The sequence below is a fragment of the Pseudomonas sp. NPDC087598 genome, assembly GCF_044743525.1.
Taxonomy (GTDB): Bacteria; Pseudomonadota; Gammaproteobacteria; order Pseudomonadales; family Pseudomonadaceae; genus Aquipseudomonas.
On the sequence record NZ_JBIUWQ010000068.1, the window covers coordinates 9,990 to 28,099 of the forward strand.

Here is an 18,110-nt window from a genome sequence, read left to right on the forward strand (position 1 = left end):
TGCGGTTAATCCAGCGAAGGCAGTGATTCCGACGCTTCATCAGACGCTATGGACGATGAGGAGTCGAAGTCGTCGTCCAGTTCGGCAATTTGCTGGCGCCACAGTCGCGGTGCATCCAGCCTGGCTTCCCGCACTTGGGCATAGTCGGCAAGCCGTTGGCGCGCCAGTTCCGATAACGGATTACCACTGAAGTTGAAGTCGGCGCTCAGCCGATGGTCGCCGCGTAAAAGCTCGACCGGCAACTCGCTGATCGCGTTGTCGGAAAGATCGGCGTGGCTGAGGCTAATCCTTTCGAATAGTGCCGGCCACGTCTCGGTAAGTCCGGTATTGCTCAAGTCCAGATGACTCAGTTGCTTCATGCGATCAATGTCTGGCGCCCGTCCCAAGGGGTTGTTGCGCAAGTTCAGGTTTTGCAGATCTTCGAGGGCACCCAGCGCGGTCGCGGCTTCTTCCGTCAGGCTGATGTTGCATTCGGGCAGATTCAACAGCGTGAGTTTTTCCAGGCCGAACACTTCGGTGGGGATGCTGTTCAGTTGAATGCCGCGCATTTTCAGGCTCAGCAGATTGGGGAACCGGGCGAGCCAGCCATTGGCTTGGGGGGCGATGGCTGCCGTGCTGCTCAGATCCAGTTCAAGGACGTGCCCGAGGTCCGCTCTCAAGGCTGGCGGGTCACCGATGAATGACATCTCCAGGTTCAAGGAAAACTCCGATTGGGTCGCGGATGACTTGCGACGCCAGGCGTCTTCCAGGCTGACCTTCAATTGCATTCTTTTGTACTGCTCTTGCAGCAGCGGCTCTGTCTCCAGCGGTAGCTGAGTGACGGGGTCAAGCACGGGGGCGTTCATCCAGATTTCGAGATCGCTCAACAGAGTAGTCAGTTCGGTTTGCCGGTGCGCCAGTTCAACACGTCCGTCCACCAGTGTGCCGGGCAAACCGTAAATCAGATTGCTGGCTTGCGTTTCGGACAGCTGCGGGTACAGCGCTTGCACAAGGTCAATATCCGCCCGATCGGCCAGTACACAAAGATCACTCCCGGTGCGTTGGAAATAGGTTTTGATCTGTTCACGCGTCGCGGATGACAGCGGGTTGTTGTCCAGATCAATGCCTTTGCTGATGGCGTTGGGCAGGTCGAAGAGCGCGTCGGGCAACAACGTTATCCGGTTGTCGTTCAACAGAGCGGTTTCGAGGTTGGCAAGTTGCGTCAGGCCGGTAGGCACACGGTCGATCCCGGTGCCGGCGAGGTCGATGTACGTCAGCGCCTTGAGGGGCGAGAGGTCGGGCGTCACGTCGAGTGGGTTGCGGTACAGGTCGAGCATCGTCAGACGGGGCAATCCCGCCAGTGCGACTTGCCCCTGAGCGTCAAACACTACGCCGCACTTGCTCAGCACCAAGGTCTGGAGCAGGGGCATCCGGGTCAGCGCCTGCGGCAATCGACCCAAGGCAAAATTGCGCAGTTCCAGCCCTGACAAACCCGGGAAGCAGTCCAGGAAAGCGTCAGGGACGTTATGCGTCGATTTGCCCTGCACCGACAACTGCGTGACATGGCTGAAGTCAGCCGAGAGTGCCGGCAGATCACCGTTGAAAGTCAGATCAGCGACAAAGGTATTCGAGCGCAGGTCCAGTTTGTCAGCGCGCCGCTGGCGCCAGAACTGCTGCAACTTGCTGCTGAATTCTTCTCTGGCGCTGCGTTCGCTGGCGATCTCGGCGGCACTGATCATTTCGCCAGTCTGCGGGTCCTGCGCGGCAATGGCTTCGGTCCAGGCGTCGAGTGCGTGATTCATCCGGGCAATTTCACCTTCCCAACGCAACAGCTGGGCGCGACCGGCGTCGAGTGTGCCCGGCAGGGAGTAAAGCATGTGACTGGCGTCGCCATCCTGCAGTGTCGGAAAGAGCGCACGAGCCCGGGCGACGTCGGCGGGATCGGCCGAAACGCCGAGGTCACTGCCGTGCTGCTGATAAAACGCTTTGATCCGCTCACGACTGGCCGCCGACAGAGGGTTGCCAAACAGATCGACACCGTCGGCCAGATCGAGGTCCATCTGAAAAAGTGCCGCGGGTAATTCAGTGATGCGGTTGTTGTCGAGCAGAACGGTTCGCAGGTTCGGATGATCAGCCAGGCCGTTGGGCAGTTGGGTGATGGCGCAGTTGGACAAGCGCACGTCATTGAGCGTTGGCATGGCCGCCAAGTCAGGTGCCAGGGTCAGCGGATTTTGACTCATCTCCAGGCGTTCCAGCGCGTTCAGCTCGGTCAGCATGGTTTGGCCTTCGGTGGTCAGGGTGAGCTGACAATTGTGCAGGGTCAGGTCCTTGAGTTCCGACATGCGACCAATGGGCGTGGGTAACTCGGCCAGGGCGAAGTCACGCATCTCGAGCGTTTGCACGTTGGGAAACAGTTCGAGAAACGATTCGATGCCACGTAGCGCAGGATTGCCCTTGAGGGCCAGATCCGTGACGTGGCCGAAATCCGTGGTGAGCACGGGCATGTCGCCCATGAACGGCAGTGTCGTGGAAAAATCCACGTCGCGCGCGCCGGTAATGGCCGAGCGATGAGCCCAGAACTCCTCCAGCTTTTGCTTGAAACTCAAGCGCACTGCGTACTGGTCGAACACTTCCAGGGCCGTGAGCACTTCGCCAGTGACGGGATGATGAACCGGCACCTGAGACGCCCAAGAGGCGAGTTGGCTTCTCAGGGTGTTGAGCTCGGTTTGCCAGCGACCGAGATGGAGGTGGCCATCGTTCAGGGTGCCGGGCAAGTCATAGATCATGTCACTGGCCTCTTGCGCATCCAGCGACGGGAAGAGTTCTCGGGCCAGGGCAATGTCCGCCGCGTCGGCCAGCACGTCGAAGTCGTTGCCAGTCTTGCGGTAGTAGATTTTTATCTGTTCACGGGTGTCTGGCGTTAACGGGTTGTCGGCAAAATCGAAGCCGTCGCTGAGATTGGATGGCAGCTCGAAAAGGGCGGCGGGCAACTCGGTGAAGGCGTTGCCGCTGAAAATCAGGGTGCGCAAGTGCGGGTGATCGATGACGCCATTCGGCACAGTAGACAGGCCCGTATTGGCCACATCGAGATAGGTCAGTTGGGGGAGCAGGTTGAGGTCGGGCAGCGAGCCTAACGGGTTGTTGCTCAGTTCCAGTGTTTCCAGTTGAGGCAAGGCGCAGAGTGCGGCCTGATTTTCCGGGGTCATCACTACACCGCAATCCTTCAGTTCCAGCGTGCTCAGGCGCGGCAGGTGGATGAGCGAAGTGGACACCGGTTCCAGATCGAAATGGAGCAGATGCAGCGCTTCCAGGTTCTGAAAGCGTTGCAGGAATGGCGTCACGGCGGAAACGCTTTTGTTGCCGGTCAGGTTCAATCTGGACACGTGGCTGAAGTCTGCGGCCAGCGTTGGCAGGTCGCCCATGAACTCAATATTTGCCTCCAGGAGTTTGCTTCTGACGCTGGGCTGGTGCGCGGTTCGCCTGCCCCAGAACTGTTCCAGCGTCTGCGCGAATCGCTCGCGGAACATCAGTTCGCTGGACTGTTCGTTGAGGTTCAGCAGTTGCCCGGTCAACGGATCGCGTTTGGGGATGTCGCGGCTCCATAGCGCCAGATCGGCTTTCATCTGACTGATTTCGGCTTCCCAGTGGGCCAGTTGCGTCCGGCCCTGTTCCAGTGTTCCCGGCAGTTGGTAGACCACGTCGGTCGCCTGCGCAGGGTCGAGCTCCGGAAACAGCGCCGTCGTGCGGGTGATGTCGGCTGCTTCGGGCAGCGCACCAAAGTGCTTTGTGGTGCGTTGGTAGTGGGCTTTCACGCGCTCACGCGACGTTGGGCTCAGCGGATTGTCGGCGAAATCGAAGCCGTCACTGAGCAGGCTGTTGAGCGTGAACAGGGCGTCCGGTATTTCGGTGATGAGGTTGCCGGCGAATTTGCCGGTGACCAGATGCGGGTGGTGCAGCAGATTGGCTGGCGCTTCGGTGATGCCGGTATTGGTCAGGTTGATGAAGCGCAGTGAGGCCATCGGCTGGATATACGGGGGTGTCCCCAGCGGGTTGTGCTGCAGGTCGAGAAACGATAACTCAGGCATTGACGCCAGTAATGCCTGGTCGGCAGCGCCGAGTTGCAGGTTGCAATCGCGCAGAATCAGGTGGCGCAGCGCCGGCATGGCGGTGAGTGAAGGTGGCAGGTGTGGCAAGTTGGCGGTTTGCACGTCGAGATACATCAATTTGGGGAAACGCTGCAAAAACGGTTCGAGGCCTCGGGTGGCTTTGCTGCCATTGATCGCCAGCGTGGTGATATGGCCGAAGTTGGCGTCGAGTACGGGCAGGTGGCCAATAATCGGATCGGTAATCTGCAACATGTACCCGGCCGGTCCGCGGGTCTGTTTGCGCCAGCAGCGCTGAATCAGGGTTCTCAACATCGAACGGCTTTGCAGGGCCGCGCGACGCTGAATCGGCGCCAACGGCAGACCGGTCTGCGGATCGCTGGCCGGCACTTCGAGCTGCCAGAGGCGCAGGTCGTCACAGAGTTTTCGGTACTCAAGATTGAGGCGCGAGAGTTCACCGCGTACCCCGCCGGGAAGTCCCTGGTGTTCTTCAATAAAGGCCTGCACTTCGGCCAGCGAATCGCTGGGGTAGATCTCGCGTACTCGCTCCTCCAGCGTGTGTGGTTGCTCGCGGAACAACGGGCGATAACCTTCCACGCCGACCAGGCGCAAAGTGTCGAACAGCGGTTCGGGCAGCGGCGGCTCGGCCATTGCCACGCGCAGTTCGCTGCGCTCCAGCGGATTTGCCCGAATCGCCTGTTTCAGCTTGTCGACGTCGCCGATGTGCAGGTCCAGCGCCTGGCGCTCGGCATCCGGCAAGGCGTGGAGGACGCTGGAATAGAAGTCGCCGGGGGCACTCAGTTCCTGGCCGCGATCGTCATAGGGCTGATAGCGGCCATCGGTTTTACGCACCAAGACTTTTTGCTCGCGAGCCTCGGCCGGGCCGGTGCTGTCGAGCCTCGAACCTTCATAAAAGCCGTCGCGGATTTCGATGCGCAGTTGTCCGCTCCAGCCGGGCAAGCGTTGCAGGCTGTGCAGGGCGAGGGTGTCGGAATCCGCATTGTTGACGGAGTCCAGTTCCAGGCCTTCATAGGCGCGGCTGATGCGCACTTGCTCACTGGCCTGCTGCACCAGTTGCTGCTGACGTTCAGGCAGTTGTCCTTCGCTGATGCTCAGCAGCTCCGAGGCGCTGGCGGTGTCGAGCAATTCGCGGCTGATGCTGCTCGGCAACAGCGGCTGATACTCGCGGATCGGCGCGGCCAGCGGATCTGCCGTGGTCTCCAGTTGCTGATAGCGGGATTCGAACAGGGCGTTGCGGTGTTGCCGCGCGAGCTGGCTCAGTTGCCGGCTCAATGTCTGTGTGCGCACGTCGAGTGCAAGCGTCGGGCCGCCGAACGATTCTCCCAGCAGCGCTTTGATGTCGTGCTCATCGAGGGACTCAAGCAAGCTCTTCAGCACGTCAGTATCTTGCGCGCTGTTTTGCCGAACCGTGATCACTGGCAACGCTTCGTCACTGGATGATTGCCAGATCAATTCGCCCTCGCTGTCGACGTAGCACAGCCGTTTCTCGCTCGGCCATGTGCCGTGTTCTGTCAGCAGTTGCAGTTGCGTCAGAGGATCGGCGTCGCGGTAGTGCTCGGCACTGTCCAGTTGCTCGATGAGGGCTTGCAGGTCCTGGTCGATCTTGAAGCGTTTGATGGTGTCGGCCAGCAGCGGCGGAACGCTTTCCTGATCAATGTGCATTTTGCGCAGGGCGTCTTCGTTGTAGCCGCTGACGTGCAGAATGCGTTCCTGCTGAGCCGGTTCGAAGGAATCGAGCGAATGGCCGATCCGGCGCAAAGCCGTGGGTTGGTCCCAGGCCAGTGGCTGTTCGAGTTCGCTGTGCCAGGCGCCTTCGCCGTTGTGCCGCAGCAACGGTTTGTATGCCTCGGGCCGCGTCGGGTGGTCAATGCGGAACTGACCGGGAATCGCGTCTTCGCTGACCGCGTAGTGCGCGTCTTCCAGCGCCAACAGCTGTTTGCCCTGATGCGCATGCAGGCCGCGCGCGTCCGGTCGCGAGTCTTTCGCGGGAGCGGTGTTGTGCTCGTAGCGGCTGAGGTCCGGGTCCCAGTAGCGGGCAGAGGCGCCGGGCCGCTCCACCGGTATGAAGCGATCAATGAACGCAACGATTTCCTTGGGCAGGACCTTGCGGTACTCGCCGATGCCGATCATGCCGCCGGCGGCAAAGGCCCCCAGTTGAACCAGGGATTCGACCGTACCCATCAGGTGTTCGAACGCTTCGCTGGTTTTCGCCTGCGTCCAGTCGATGATGCCTTCAAACGCTTCGTTGAGCAGTTGATAGGCCATGTAACTCATCATCAACTCGCCCAGCCCTGGCACGAACGGCGCAATCACGAAGGCAGCGGTTTCGATGATCGAGGTCGCGATGTTCACCAGGGAATCCCAGCGTGCCCAACGGGCTCTGCTATCGACCGTTGCGGTGGGAATGGCGATCACCCTGGCATCGTTGAGAATCTTGTTCAGTTTTGCCTGATACAGGTGTCGCCACAGTTCGGCGGTGAGCGGTGCGCTGACCAGTTGCAGGTCGGGTTTGGCGATGGGCGCTTCTCGCCACGCGGGTTGGGAACTGCCAGGTTCGGGCTTGTGCCATTTGATTTGAACCAAGCGCTGCTGCAGGTCGGCAAAGAAGAAACCGGTGCGTTCCTGATCGATAAACCGGCTAAAGAAGTGCTGGTAGCCTTTCGCCCGCAACTGGCGGGTCAGTTCGGCTTCCATGTCTGCCGAGGACGCGTATTCCTTGATCGGGTGCTCCGGGTCATCCGGGACGTAGGCGACGATCCGGCTGATGTGACGGGGCGTGTAGGCATCCGGAGCGAAAACCAGAATGCCGGTCAGCGGCGCCGCCATCATCGACATGTCGTGACACAGCAGCGTCTGGCCGTTGAGCCGCATGCCGTGCACGCCGTCGAGCAAGCCGTTGATCAGGCGAAAGCCGATCTCGCTGATGTCGCCGCTCATGCGTGCCCATTGCAGGGCGGCCTTGAGTGCGGCTTGCTGGCTCGCCGTCACTTTCTGCTGCAACGAGGAAGCCACGGCCGCGTCGTTGAAGCCGAGTTGTTCTCGCAGATACGTCTGGTATCGGGCGCCGATATCCAGCGTTCTGCACAGCTTGATGAAGGTGGTAATGCTCAGTTTGCTGTTGACCGCCGGCAGCGATTCGAACTGCCCGCTGGCGGAGGGTTTGCTGATGAAAGTGGATTCACGCTCATAGGCGTCATCTTTGGTTTCGGCGTCTTCGAAGTTGTGCAGCGCCGCGTCGAGCAGCGAGACCGTCCAGGCCCGGGCGCCGCCGGTTTTGATCGAAAACCATGGCGTCGTTGCTGGAACGTAGAGGCGCAGGAAGGTTTTCCTGACATCCAGGTCCAGACCAGATTCTTTTTTCAGTGCCGCTTTGAGCAGCGGTTCGGCGAAGGCGTTGACGTCTTGCAGGTGTTGCAGTTGTTGATCGACCGCGCTTTGCGCGCGCCAGTGTGCGGCATTCAGTGCCTGCAATTGCTGGTGCAGCCCGGCAGGCGTAGCCTGCAGCGTGAGCGGGAGTGCGGGCTGGATGCTGCGCAACGCCCGACGTTTGGCGGGCGAAGCGGTGCCGAGCCAGTCGGGAATCGACTCTTTGAGGTGCAGGTAGTGTTCGTCGGGATGTTGCGCGTCGTTCGTATCGATCGGAGCTGTCGGTTGCTGTCCTTCAGGCAATTGCATGTGCCATTCCTTTAGCGTTGGAAGAGCCGACAGCAAACCAGTCAGTGACGATCATCGTGCGGTACATATTTATGCCGGTGACAACCGGCTGAATTGATATCCTGCGCGGCCTGCCGAAAATCGGCGATGCCGGTTTAAACTGCGCCTTTGCGACGCTATATGTCGCATTGCCGTAAACCCGGGCAAATCCGGGGTTTGCGCTATAAGAAGTTGTCGCTTGGCGACAAGGCCGGGCTGAAAACTGTCCTTACAATCCCCCCATCGCTCGCCAGTTTCAGGCGGGTGGCCCTCATCAGGAGACTCCGATGTCCGTTGAGCACGCTGCGGTACAACGCGCCGATTTCGACCAGGTAATGGTTCCCAACTACGCGCCTGCCGCTTTTATTCCGGTGCGTGGCGCCGGTTCCCGCGTCTGGGACCAGGCCGGCCGCGAGCTGATCGACTTCGCCTGCGGCATCGCCGTCAACGTATTGGGCCACGCGCACCCGGCGCTGGTCGGTGCCTTGACCGAGCAAGCGAACAAGCTGTGGCACGTCTCCAACGTGTTCACCAACGAACCGGCCCTGCGTCTGGCGCACAAGCTGATCGACGCCACGTTCGCCGAGCGCGTGTTCTTCTGCAACTCCGGCGCTGAAGCCAACGAGGCCGCCTTCAAGCTGGCCCGTCGCGTAGCGTTCGACCGTTTCGGCAGCGAGAAGTACGAGATCATCGCCGCGCTGAACAGCTTCCACGGTCGTACCCTGTTCACCGTTAACGTCGGTGGCCAGTCGAAGTACTCCGACGGTTTCGGCCCGAAAATCACCGGCATCACCCACGTGCCGTACAACGATCTGGCCGCACTGAAAGCTGCGGTTTCCGACAAGACCTGTGCAGTGGTTCTGGAGCCGATCCAGGGCGAGGGCGGCGTGCTGCCGGCCGAACTGGCGTACCTGCAAGGTGCCCGTGAACTGTGCGACGCGAACAACGCGCTGCTGGTGTTCGACGAAGTGCAGACCGGCATGGGCCGCAGCGGCAAGCTGTTCGCCTACCAGCATTACGGCGTGACCCCGGACATCCTCACCAGCGCCAAGAGCCTGGGCGGCGGTTTCCCGATCGCGGCGATGCTGACCACCGAAGCATTGGCTAAACATCTGGTCGTCGGCACCCACGGCACCACGTACGGCGGCAACCCGCTGGCCTGCGCGGTCGCGGAAGCGGTGATCGACGTGATCAACACTCCTGAGGTGTTGAGCGGCGTGAACGCCAAGCACGACAAGTTCAAGGCGCGCCTTGAGCAGATCGGCGAGAAATATGGCCTGTTCACTCAGGTGCGTGGTCTCGGTTTGCTGATCGGTTGCGTGCTGAACGACGCCTGGAAAGGCAAGGCCAAGGACATCTTCAACGCTGCTGAAAAAGAAGGCCTGATGATTCTGCAAGCCGGCCCGGACGTGATCCGTTTCGCCCCGAGCTTGGTGGTCGAAGACGCCGACATCGAAGCCGGTCTGGACCGCTTCGAACGCGCTGCGGCAAAACTGACACAAGCCTGATAGACCCTTCGACGCCCGAGGTTTTCGGGCGTCGATCAAAATTTTTGATACCGGGTGAGTTCCATTGTGGGAGCGAGCCTGCTCGCGAAGAGGGCGTGTCAGTCAACATTTTTGCTGACAGATAGACCGCTTTCGCGAGCAGGCTCGCTCCCACAGTATCCGGTGTTTTTTTTCTGTGAATTTATAAGAGAAAGGAGTGACACCATGCTGGTGATGCGCCCTGCGCAAATGGCTGATCTGGGCGAGGTACAGCGTCTGGCTGCGGACAGCCCGATTGGTGTCACTTCCTTGCCGGATGACGTGGAACGCCTGAGCGACAAGATCGCCGCGAGCGAAGCCTCGTTCGCCGCCGAAGTGAGCTTCAATGGTGAGGAGAGCTACTTCTTCGTCCTCGAAGATTCCGCCACCGGCAAACTGGTCGGTTGCTCGGCCATCGTTGCTTCGGCCGGTTATTCCGAGCCGTTCTACAGCTTCCGCAACGAGACCTTCGTCCACGCCTCCCGCGAGCTGAAGATCCACAACAAGATCCACGTGCTTTCGCAGTGCCACGACCTGACCGGCAACAGCTTGCTGACCAGTTTCTACGTGCAGCGCGAGCTGGTGGGTTCACCGTGGTCCGAGCTCAACTCCCGTGGCCGTCTGTTGTTTGTTGCCAGCCATCCGGAGCGTTTCGCCGACTCGGTGGTGACCGAGATCGTCGGTTACAGCGACGAGAATGGCGACTCGCCGTTCTGGGACGCCATCGGTCGCAACTTCTTCGACCTCAACTACGCCGAGGCCGAACGTCTGTGTGGCCTGAAAAGCCGTACGTTCCTCGCCGAACTGATGCCGCATTACCCGATCTACGTGCCATTGCTGCCGGACTCCGCTCAAGAAGCGATGGGCCAGGTGCACCCGCGTGCGCAGATCACCTTCGACATCCTGATGCGCGAAGGCTTCGAAACCGATCACTACATCGACATCTTCGACGGTGGCCCGACCCTGCATGCGCGCGTTTCGGGGATCCGTTCGATCGCCCAGAGCCGCGTGGTGCCAGTGAAGATCGGCGAGCCGGTCAAAGGTGCCGGGCGCCAGTATCTGGTGGCTAACGCGCAGTTGCAGGATTACCGCGCCGTGCTGCTTGAACTCGATTACGCGCCGGGCAAACCGGTGACTCTGGATCTGGAAGCGGCCGAAGCCCTGGGCGTCGGTGAAGGTGCCAGCGTGCGCCTGGTGGCGGTTTAACGCCTTAGCGAGTTTCACGGGTGGCGAGAGCGGCCCGTTTGAGGAGATAGCATGATTGTTCGTCCCGTACGCAGCAGCGATTTATCCGCGCTGATCGACCTGGCCCGCAGCACCGGCACCGGCCTGACCACATTGCCGGCCAACGAAGAACGCCTGACCCACCGGGTCGGCTGGGCCGAGAAGACCTTTCGCGGCGAAGCCGGCCGTGGCGATGCGGACTACCTGTTCGTGCTCGAAGACGACGACGGTCGCGTGGTGGGGATTTCCGCCATCGCCGGCGCAGTCGGTCTGCGTGAGCCTTGGTACAACTTCCGTGTCGGCCTGACCGTCAGCGCCTCGCAGGAGCTGAACATTTATCGCGAGATCCCGACGCTTTTTCTCGCCAACGACCTGACCGGCAACTCTGAACTGTGCTCGCTGTTCCTCCACGCCGATTACCGCAACGGCCTCAACGGCCGCATGCTGTCCAAGGCGCGGATGCTGTTCATCGCTGAGTTCCCTGAGCTGTTCGGCAACAAGATCATCGCCGAGATGCGCGGTGTGTCGGATGAAGCCGGGCGTTCGCCGTTCTGGGAAAGCCTGGGCCGGCATTTCTTCAAGATGGAATTCAGCCAGGCCGATTACCTGACCGGTGTCGGCAACAAGGCTTTCATCGCTGAACTGATGCCGAAGTTTCCGCTGTACACCTGCTTCCTGTCCGAAGATGCGCGCGGCGTGATCGGTCAGGTTCACCCGGACACCGAGCCGGCGCTGGCGATGCTCAAGGGCGAAGGTTTCAGCTATCAGGGCTACGTCGACATCTTCGACGCCGGTCCTGCGATCGAATGCGAAACCAGCAAGATCCGCGCAGTGCGTGACAGTGAAGCGCTGGTGCTGGCCGTGGGCACGCCGGGCGACGACGCCACGCCGTTCATCATCCATAACCGCAAGCGCGAAGACTGCCGCATCACTGCCGCTCCGGCACGTCTGGCCGCCGGTACGCTGGTGGTTGATCCGCAGACCGCCAAACGCCTTCAACTCAACGCTGGCGACCAAGTGCGCGCCGTGGCGTTGTCTGCTGCCCGGGAGTCGAAATAATGAATTCGCTATACATCGCAGGTGAGTGGCTGGCCGGTCAGGGCGAAGCCTTTCAATCGCTGAACCCGGTGACCCAGCAAGTGCTGTGGACGGGGGAGGGCGCCACTGCCGCTCAGGTCGAATCCGCCGTGCAAGCTGCACGTCAGGCATTCCCGGGTTGGGCGCGCCGTACCCTGGAAGAACGCATCAGCGTCCTCGAAGCGTTCGCCGTCGCCCTGAAAAACCACGCCGACGAACTGGCCCGCGCCATCGGTGAGGAAACCGGCAAACCACTGTGGGAAGCCGCGACCGAAGTCACCAGCATGGTCAACAAGATCGCGATTTCGGTGCAGAGCTACCGCGAGCGTACCGGCGAGAAGAGCGGCCCGCTGGGTGACGCCACCGCCGTGTTGCGCCACAAGCCGCACGGCGTGGTAGCGGTGTTCGGTCCTTATAATTTCCCGGGCCACTTGCCGAACGGTCATATCGTACCGGCGCTGCTGGCCGGTAATAGCGTGCTGTTCAAGCCGAGCGAGCTGACCCCGAAAGTCGCCGAGCTGACGGTCAAGTGCTGGATCGAAGCCGGTCTGCCGGCAGGCGTCCTCAACCTGCTGCAAGGCGCGCGCGAAACCGGCATCGCCTTGGCGGCGAACCCGGGCATCGACGGTCTGTTCTTCACCGGCTCCAGCCGCACCGGCAATCATCTGCATCAGCAATTCGCCGGGCGTCCGGACAAGATTCTGGCGCTGGAGATGGGCGGCAACAATCCGCTGGTGGTCGATCAGGTCGCTGACCTGGATGCGGCGGTTTACACGATTATTCAGTCGGCGTTCATCTCCGCCGGTCAGCGCTGCACCTGCGCGCGTCGTCTGCTGGTGCCGCAAGGCGCGTGGGGCGACAGCTTGCTCAAGCGTCTGGTGGAAGTCAGTTCGACGATTGAAGTCGGTGCGTTCGATCAGCAACCGGCGCCATTCATGGGCTCGGTGATTTCCCTCGGCGCGGCGAAAGCGCTGATGGATGCCCAGGCGCATCTGCTGGCCAACGGCGCCGTGTCGTTGCTGGCAATGACTCAGCCGCAGGCACAGTCCGCGCTGCTGACGCCGGGCATTGTCGATGTGACGGCGGTGGCCGAGCGCTCCGACGAAGAACTGTTCGGCCCGCTGTTGCAAGTGATTCGCTACGCCGATTTCGAAGCGGCGATTGCTGAAGCCAACGACACCGCTTTTGGTCTGGCTGCCGGTTTGTTGTCGGATTCCGAAGCGCGTTACCAGCAGTTCTGGCTGGAAAGCCGCGCCGGTATCGTCAACTGGAACAAACAACTGACCGGTGCTGCGAGCAGCGCGCCGTTCGGCGGTGTCGGTGCTTCCGGCAACCATCGCGCCAGCGCTTATTACGCGGCGGATTACTGCGCGTACCCGGTGGCTTCGCTGGAAACACCGAGCCTGGTGTTGCCATCGGCCCTGACGCCTGGCGTGAAAATGGCGTGATGCCAATCGCTGGCAAGCCAGCTCCCACAGGGATTGGGGCGTACACAGAGTCTGTGAACACCACCGAACTTGTGGGAGCTGGCTTGCCAGCGATGGCCGCACCGCGGTCGCACTGAACAGTTAGTTACTGAAGCCTATAACAACAGATTTTCGTGGAGCCTCGCTGATGAAATCCTATGAAGTCAATTTTGACGGTCTAGTGGGGCCGACCCATAACTACGGTGGTCTGTCCTACGGCAACGTCGCGTCCCAGAGCAACAGCCAGCAATCCTCGAACCCGAAGGAAGCGGCGCTGCAAGGCCTGGCGAAAATGAAAGCGCTGATGGAAATGGGCTTTCAGCAAGGCGTCCTGGCGCCACAGGAACGTCCGGACGTGGCCGCTCTGCGCCGTCTGGGTTTCAGCGGCACCGACGCTCAAGTGATCGAACGCGCCGCCAAAGAAGCCATGCCGCTGCTGGTCGCCAGTTGCTCGGCGTCGAGCATGTGGGTGGCCAACGCCGCCACGGTCAGCCCGAGTGCCGACACCGCTGACGGCCGCGTGCATTTCACCGCCGCCAATCTCAACTGCAAATACCACCGCAGCATCGAGCACCCGACCACCAGTCGCGTGCTCGGCGCGATGTTCGCCAATCAGCAGCACTTCGCCCACCACGCGGCATTGCCGGCGGTGGCGCAGTTCGGCGACGAAGGCGCGGCCAACCACACGCGTTTCTGCCGTGAGTACGGTGAGGCAGGCGTCGAGTTCTTCGTGTTCGGTCGCAGTGCGTTCGACACCCGCTACCCGGCTCCACAGAAATACCCGGCGCGTCAGACCCTTGAAGCCTCGCAAGCTGTTGCGCGTCTGCACGGCCTGCGTGACGAAGGCGTGGTTTACGCCCAGCAGAATCCGCACGTGATCGATCAGGGCGTGTTCCACAACGACGTGATCGCGGTGGGTAACGGCGAGGCGCTGTTCTATCACGAGGACGCGTTCCTCGACACCGAACAGATGCTGGCAGAGCTGCAAGGCAAGCTCGCTAAAGTCGGCGGCAACTTCCAGTCGATCTGCGTGCCGCGTTCGGCGGTCACCGTGGATGACGCGGTGCGTTCCTACCTGTTCAACAGCCAGTTGCTGTCGCGTCCTGACGGTTCGATGCTGCTGATCGTGCCGCAAGAGTGCCAGGCCAACGAGCGTGTATGGGCTTACCTGCAAAGCCTGACCAGCTCCGGCGGTCTGATCCGCGAAGTGAAGGTTTTCGACCTCAAGCAAAGCATGCAGAACGGCGGTGGCCCGGCGTGCCTGCGACTGCGCGTCGCGCTGAATGAAACTGAACTGGCGGCGGTCAATCCAGGGGTTATCATGACGGCCCCGTTGTACGGTTCGTTGACCGCATGGGTTGAAAAGCACTACCGCGACCGCTTGAGCGAAACCGATCTGGCGGACCCGCAGTTGCTGCTTGAATGCCGGACGGCACTGGATGAACTGACGCAAATCCTTAAACTGGGCGCGGTTTATCCATTCCAGATCAATTGATGGCCGGTGCGCTGCCCGAATGCGGCGCACCGCTTGTCTCCCCAAGAGAGTAAAAACATGAGCGATTCCCTGCAGCTGATCCTTGAAGACACCGACGGCACGCAACTGCAAACCTCGTGCACCCGCGTCGCGGTCATGTGGCAAGGCAAAGAGCTGTGGATCCAGCAGGACGGCCGTGGCCAACTGCTGATCGGCGTGGACGTTGAAGAAGGTGACGCGGAATACGCCAACCTGCTGCTGCGCCCATTGGCGACTAATCTGGTAAGTCTGCAACTGGAAATGGAACCGGCTGACGTCGGTGACGACGAAGACCACGTGCACGGCCCGGATTGCAACCACGATCACTAAGGAAACCGCTCTATGCTCGCCCTCGGCAAACTGCTTGAACTGACCCTCGCCGGCCGCGAACCGGCGGAGAAGACTCAACTGACTGTCGAAGGCGTGCGCATGCGCTGGTTGAGCGAAGGGGCGCTGGAAGTCCGGCCCCCGGAAGCTCGCGACAATGGCCTGGATCTACTGCTGTCGGCAGGCATCCATGGCAACGAAACAGCACCGATCGAATTGCTCGACCGGCTGCTGCACGACATCGCTCGTGGCGATCTGAAGCCGCGTGCACGCATTCTGTTCCTGTTCGGCAACCCCGAGGCGATTCGCAAAGGCGAGCGCTTCATCGAGCAGGACGTCAATCGACTGTTCAACGGTCGTCACGAACAAAGCAGCGGCAGCGAAGCGCTGCGCGCCTGCGAGCTGGAGCGCTTGGCGGCGAGTTTTTTCAGCCTGCCCGATCGCCAGCGTCTGCACTACGACCTGCACACCGCGATTCGCGGCTCGAAGATCGAGCAGTTCGCCTTGTATCCGTGGAAAGAAGGTCGCCAGCATTCCCGCCGGGAACTGGCACGTCTGCGTGCGGCGGGCATGGAAGCGGTGCTGTTGCAGAACAAGCCGTCGATCGTGTTCAGCTCGTACACCTACGACAAGCTCGATGCCGAGTCCTTCACGCTGGAATTGGGCAAGGCGCGGCCATTCGGGCAGAACGACGGCGTCAATGTGTCGTTGCTGGAAACCCGTCTGAAGCAGATTATCGAAGGCAACGAACCTGAGATGGCCGAGGCAGGCCTGGACGGTTTGCAGTTGTTCAGCGTCGCCCGGGAGATCATCAAGCACAGCGATGCTTTCCGCCTGAACCTGCCGCAGGACATCGAGAACTTTTCCGAGCTGGAGATGGGGTATGTGCTGGCCGAAGATCTGGCCAATACCCGCTGGATCATCGAAGAGCAGGGCGCACGGATCATCTTCCCCAATCCGAAGGTCAAGAACGGCCTGCGCGCGGGCATCCTGATCGTGCCGACCACCGACGAAAATCTCGCCTGACCCCATTTCCGGTTCGACATAAACCCCTGTGGGAGCGGGCTTGCCCGCGATGGCGGTCGGTCAGCCAACATCTATCGTGACTGATCCACCGCTATCGCGGGCAAGCCCGCTCCCACAGGGGGAAGAGTGAGACCAGAGATCTCACTCATCGTGTTTACACCGCGACAGCACGCGGCTCGGTACGGCGCAATGCACGCACCTTCTGCAGCGTATCCGCGCACGTCTTCGCCGCTTCCTGACCCTTGTGCACAAAATGCTCGAAGAAGAATTTGTAATGTTCTTCGCCGGCATGGAAGTGGTGTGGTGTCAGGGACACCGAGAACACCGGCACTTCGGTTTCCAGTTGCACCTGCATCAGGCCGCTGACCACCGACTGGGCGACGAATTCGTGACGGTAGATGCCGCCGTCCACGACCAGGGCTGCCGCGACGATGCCGGCATAACGACCGGTCTTGGCCAGCAGTTTGGCGTGCAGGGGCATTTCAAAGGCGCCGCCGACTTCGAAGAAGTCGATGTCCGATTCCTGATAACCCTGGACAAGCATTTCGGCGAGGAAGCCTTTACGGCTCTGGTCGACGATTTCCTTGTGCCAGCAGGCCTGGATGAACGCGACGCGCTCGCCGTGTGGGTGTTTGCTTTTGCTGTCGATAGCGGTGGGTTGCATGTTCTGACTCCTGTTTGTGTGAAAAACAGGGCGTTATGAATCGAAAGGGATTCAAGGGTACGCACGAGCGCAGAAGCGCGCGGACGGCCCTTTGGCGTTAATCCCGTTCTCTCTTCATCCGGACTATGACCGTCGGCCCCGGAATCACACCGGGTCTGCTGACCTTGCCGTCGTCACCGCAAAAGCAGTGTCCGTCGCCAAGCGCTCGCGGGCTATGCGCATTGCGCGCAATTACCGCCGGTGGGGAATTACACCCCGCCCTGAGAACGTTTTCGCCGCCCTTTGTTGGGCGGCGCAGCGTTTTTAACACAGATTGTGTGTCTGTGCATTGCGCCTTTCTGATGATTGCTATCGAGATTTTTGAACGCTGGTAAGGTGTTTTCCAGCGCCAAGGGTTGATTAATCGACGCGATGACCGCAGTAATTGACCTTCGTAAAGGGATTTCCCCTGCTGACTTTGAGGCCAGGTTCATGAGCGTTATCGATCTTCGCAGCGACACCGTTACTCAACCGTCCCCCGCCATGCTCGCGGCGATGACCGCCGCCGACACCGGTGATGACGTGTACGGCGAAGATCCGACGGTCAATCGTCTGGAAGCCGAATTGGCAAAACGGCTGGGTTTCGCCGCTGCGCTGTTCGTGCCGACTGGCACCATGAGCAACCTGCTCGGTTTGATGGCCCACTGCGAGCGCGGTGACGAGTACATCGTCGGCCAGCAGGCGCATACCTATAAGTACGAGGGCGGTGGCGCGGCCGTGCTCGGTTCGATCCAGCCGCAGCCGCTGGAAGTGCAGGCCGATGGCTCGTTGGATCTGGATCAGGTTGCTGCTGCGATCAAACCGGATGACTTCCATTTCGCCCGCACGCGCCTGCTGGCGCTGGAAAACACCATGCAAGGCAAAGTGCTGCCGCTGGAGTATCTGGCGCGGGCGCGCCAATTCACTCAGGACCACGGCCTGCAACTGCACCTGGACGGCGCGCGCCTTTACAACGCAGCGGTCAAACTCGGTGTTGATGCCCGTGAGATCACCCAGTATTTCGATTCGGTATCGGTGTGCCTGTCCAAAGGCCTCGGCGCTCCGGTTGGCTCAGTGCTCTGCGGTTCGGTCGAGTTGATCGGCAAGGCGCGGCGTCTGCGCAAGATGGTCGGTGGCGGTATGCGTCAGGCCGGTTTGCTGGCAGCGGCGGGGTTGTACGCGCTGGATCACAATGTCGAGCGTCTGGCCGATGACCACGCCAACGCGCAGTTTCTCGCCGAAGGTCTGCGTGACGCAGGCTTCAGCGTTGAGCCGGTGCAGACCAACATGGTTTACGTGCAGATGGGCGACAAGGCCGAGGCGCTCAAGGCGTTTGCCGCTGAACGCGGGATCAAGTTGAGCGCTGCCGCCCGTCTGCGCATGGTCACGCACATGGACGTCAATCGCTCGCAAATCGAGCAAGTGATCGCGACATTCGTCGAGTTTTCGCGCAAGTGACAGCGTTAGCCGTCC

10 protein-coding genes and 1 riboswitch are annotated in these 18,110 nt (G+C 60.9%); of the genes, 8 read left to right on the forward strand and 2 right to left on the reverse strand.

Going from position 1 to position 18,110, the window contains the following annotated elements; all coding sequences use genetic code 11:
- Positions 1-5 precede the first annotated feature (5 nt).
- Entirely contained in the window at positions 6-7,778 is a 7,773-nt protein-coding gene (locus ACIOWE_RS26085) for a dermonecrotic toxin domain-containing protein (RefSeq protein ID WP_401397489.1), read from the reverse strand.
- A 305-nt stretch (positions 7,779-8,083) separates the two neighbouring features.
- Here ACIOWE_RS26085 and ACIOWE_RS26090 point away from each other — a divergent pair, with 305 nt between their 5' ends.
- From ACIOWE_RS26090 to astE, 7 genes are all read left to right on the forward strand, one after another.
- Positions 8,084-9,304, forward strand: a complete 1,221-nt coding sequence (locus ACIOWE_RS26090; protein WP_401397492.1) for an aspartate aminotransferase family protein — start codon at positions 8,084-8,086, stop codon at positions 9,302-9,304.
- A 204-nt stretch (positions 9,305-9,508) separates the two neighbouring features.
- The gene (aruF, locus tag ACIOWE_RS26095; RefSeq protein WP_016983955.1) at positions 9,509-10,528 is read left to right on the forward strand and encodes an arginine/ornithine succinyltransferase subunit alpha; all 1,020 of its coding nucleotides are present in this window, start codon (positions 9,509-9,511) and stop codon (positions 10,526-10,528) included.
- Between the two features lie 51 nt (positions 10,529-10,579).
- Positions 10,580-11,605 (forward strand): arginine N-succinyltransferase, encoded by a 1,026-nt coding sequence (gene astA, locus ACIOWE_RS26100; RefSeq protein ID WP_201237153.1) that lies wholly within the window; start codon positions 10,580-10,582, stop codon positions 11,603-11,605.
- On the forward strand, positions 11,602-13,071 hold the full coding sequence (gene astD / locus ACIOWE_RS26105; RefSeq protein ID WP_401397508.1) for a succinylglutamate-semialdehyde dehydrogenase: 1,470 nt from the start codon (positions 11,602-11,604) through the stop codon (positions 13,069-13,071). Before astA ends, astD begins: the two co-directional genes overlap by 4 nt.
- Before the next feature lie 166 nt (positions 13,072-13,237).
- Positions 13,238-14,584, forward strand: coding sequence for an N-succinylarginine dihydrolase (gene astB / locus ACIOWE_RS26110; protein ID WP_401397495.1), 1,347 nt, complete (start codon positions 13,238-13,240; stop codon positions 14,582-14,584).
- A 57-nt stretch (positions 14,585-14,641) separates the two neighbouring features.
- The gene (locus ACIOWE_RS26115; RefSeq protein WP_016983958.1) at positions 14,642-14,932 is read left to right on the forward strand and encodes a hypothetical protein; all 291 of its coding nucleotides are present in this window, start codon (positions 14,642-14,644) and stop codon (positions 14,930-14,932) included.
- Between the two features lie 12 nt (positions 14,933-14,944).
- Positions 14,945-15,955 carry a succinylglutamate desuccinylase gene (astE, locus tag ACIOWE_RS26120; protein ID WP_201237155.1) on the forward strand — a complete coding sequence of 337 codons (1,011 nt, stop codon included), beginning with the start codon at positions 14,945-14,947 and terminating at the stop codon, positions 15,953-15,955.
- A gap of 154 nt (positions 15,956-16,109) precedes the next feature.
- Here the strand turns inward: astE and ACIOWE_RS26125 are convergent, their stop codons facing one another.
- Entirely contained in the window at positions 16,110-16,619 is a 510-nt protein-coding gene (locus ACIOWE_RS26125) for a 6,7-dimethyl-8-ribityllumazine synthase (protein ID WP_401397499.1), read from the reverse strand.
- Between the two features lie 101 nt (positions 16,620-16,720).
- Positions 16,721-16,891, reverse strand: a riboswitch (FMN riboswitch).
- A gap of 199 nt (positions 16,892-17,090) precedes the next feature.
- Between ACIOWE_RS26125 and ltaE the strand changes: the two genes are divergently transcribed.
- Positions 17,091-18,095, forward strand: a complete 1,005-nt coding sequence (gene ltaE, locus ACIOWE_RS26130; protein ID WP_401397502.1) for a low-specificity L-threonine aldolase — start codon at positions 17,091-17,093, stop codon at positions 18,093-18,095.
- Positions 18,096-18,110 lie beyond the last annotated feature (15 nt).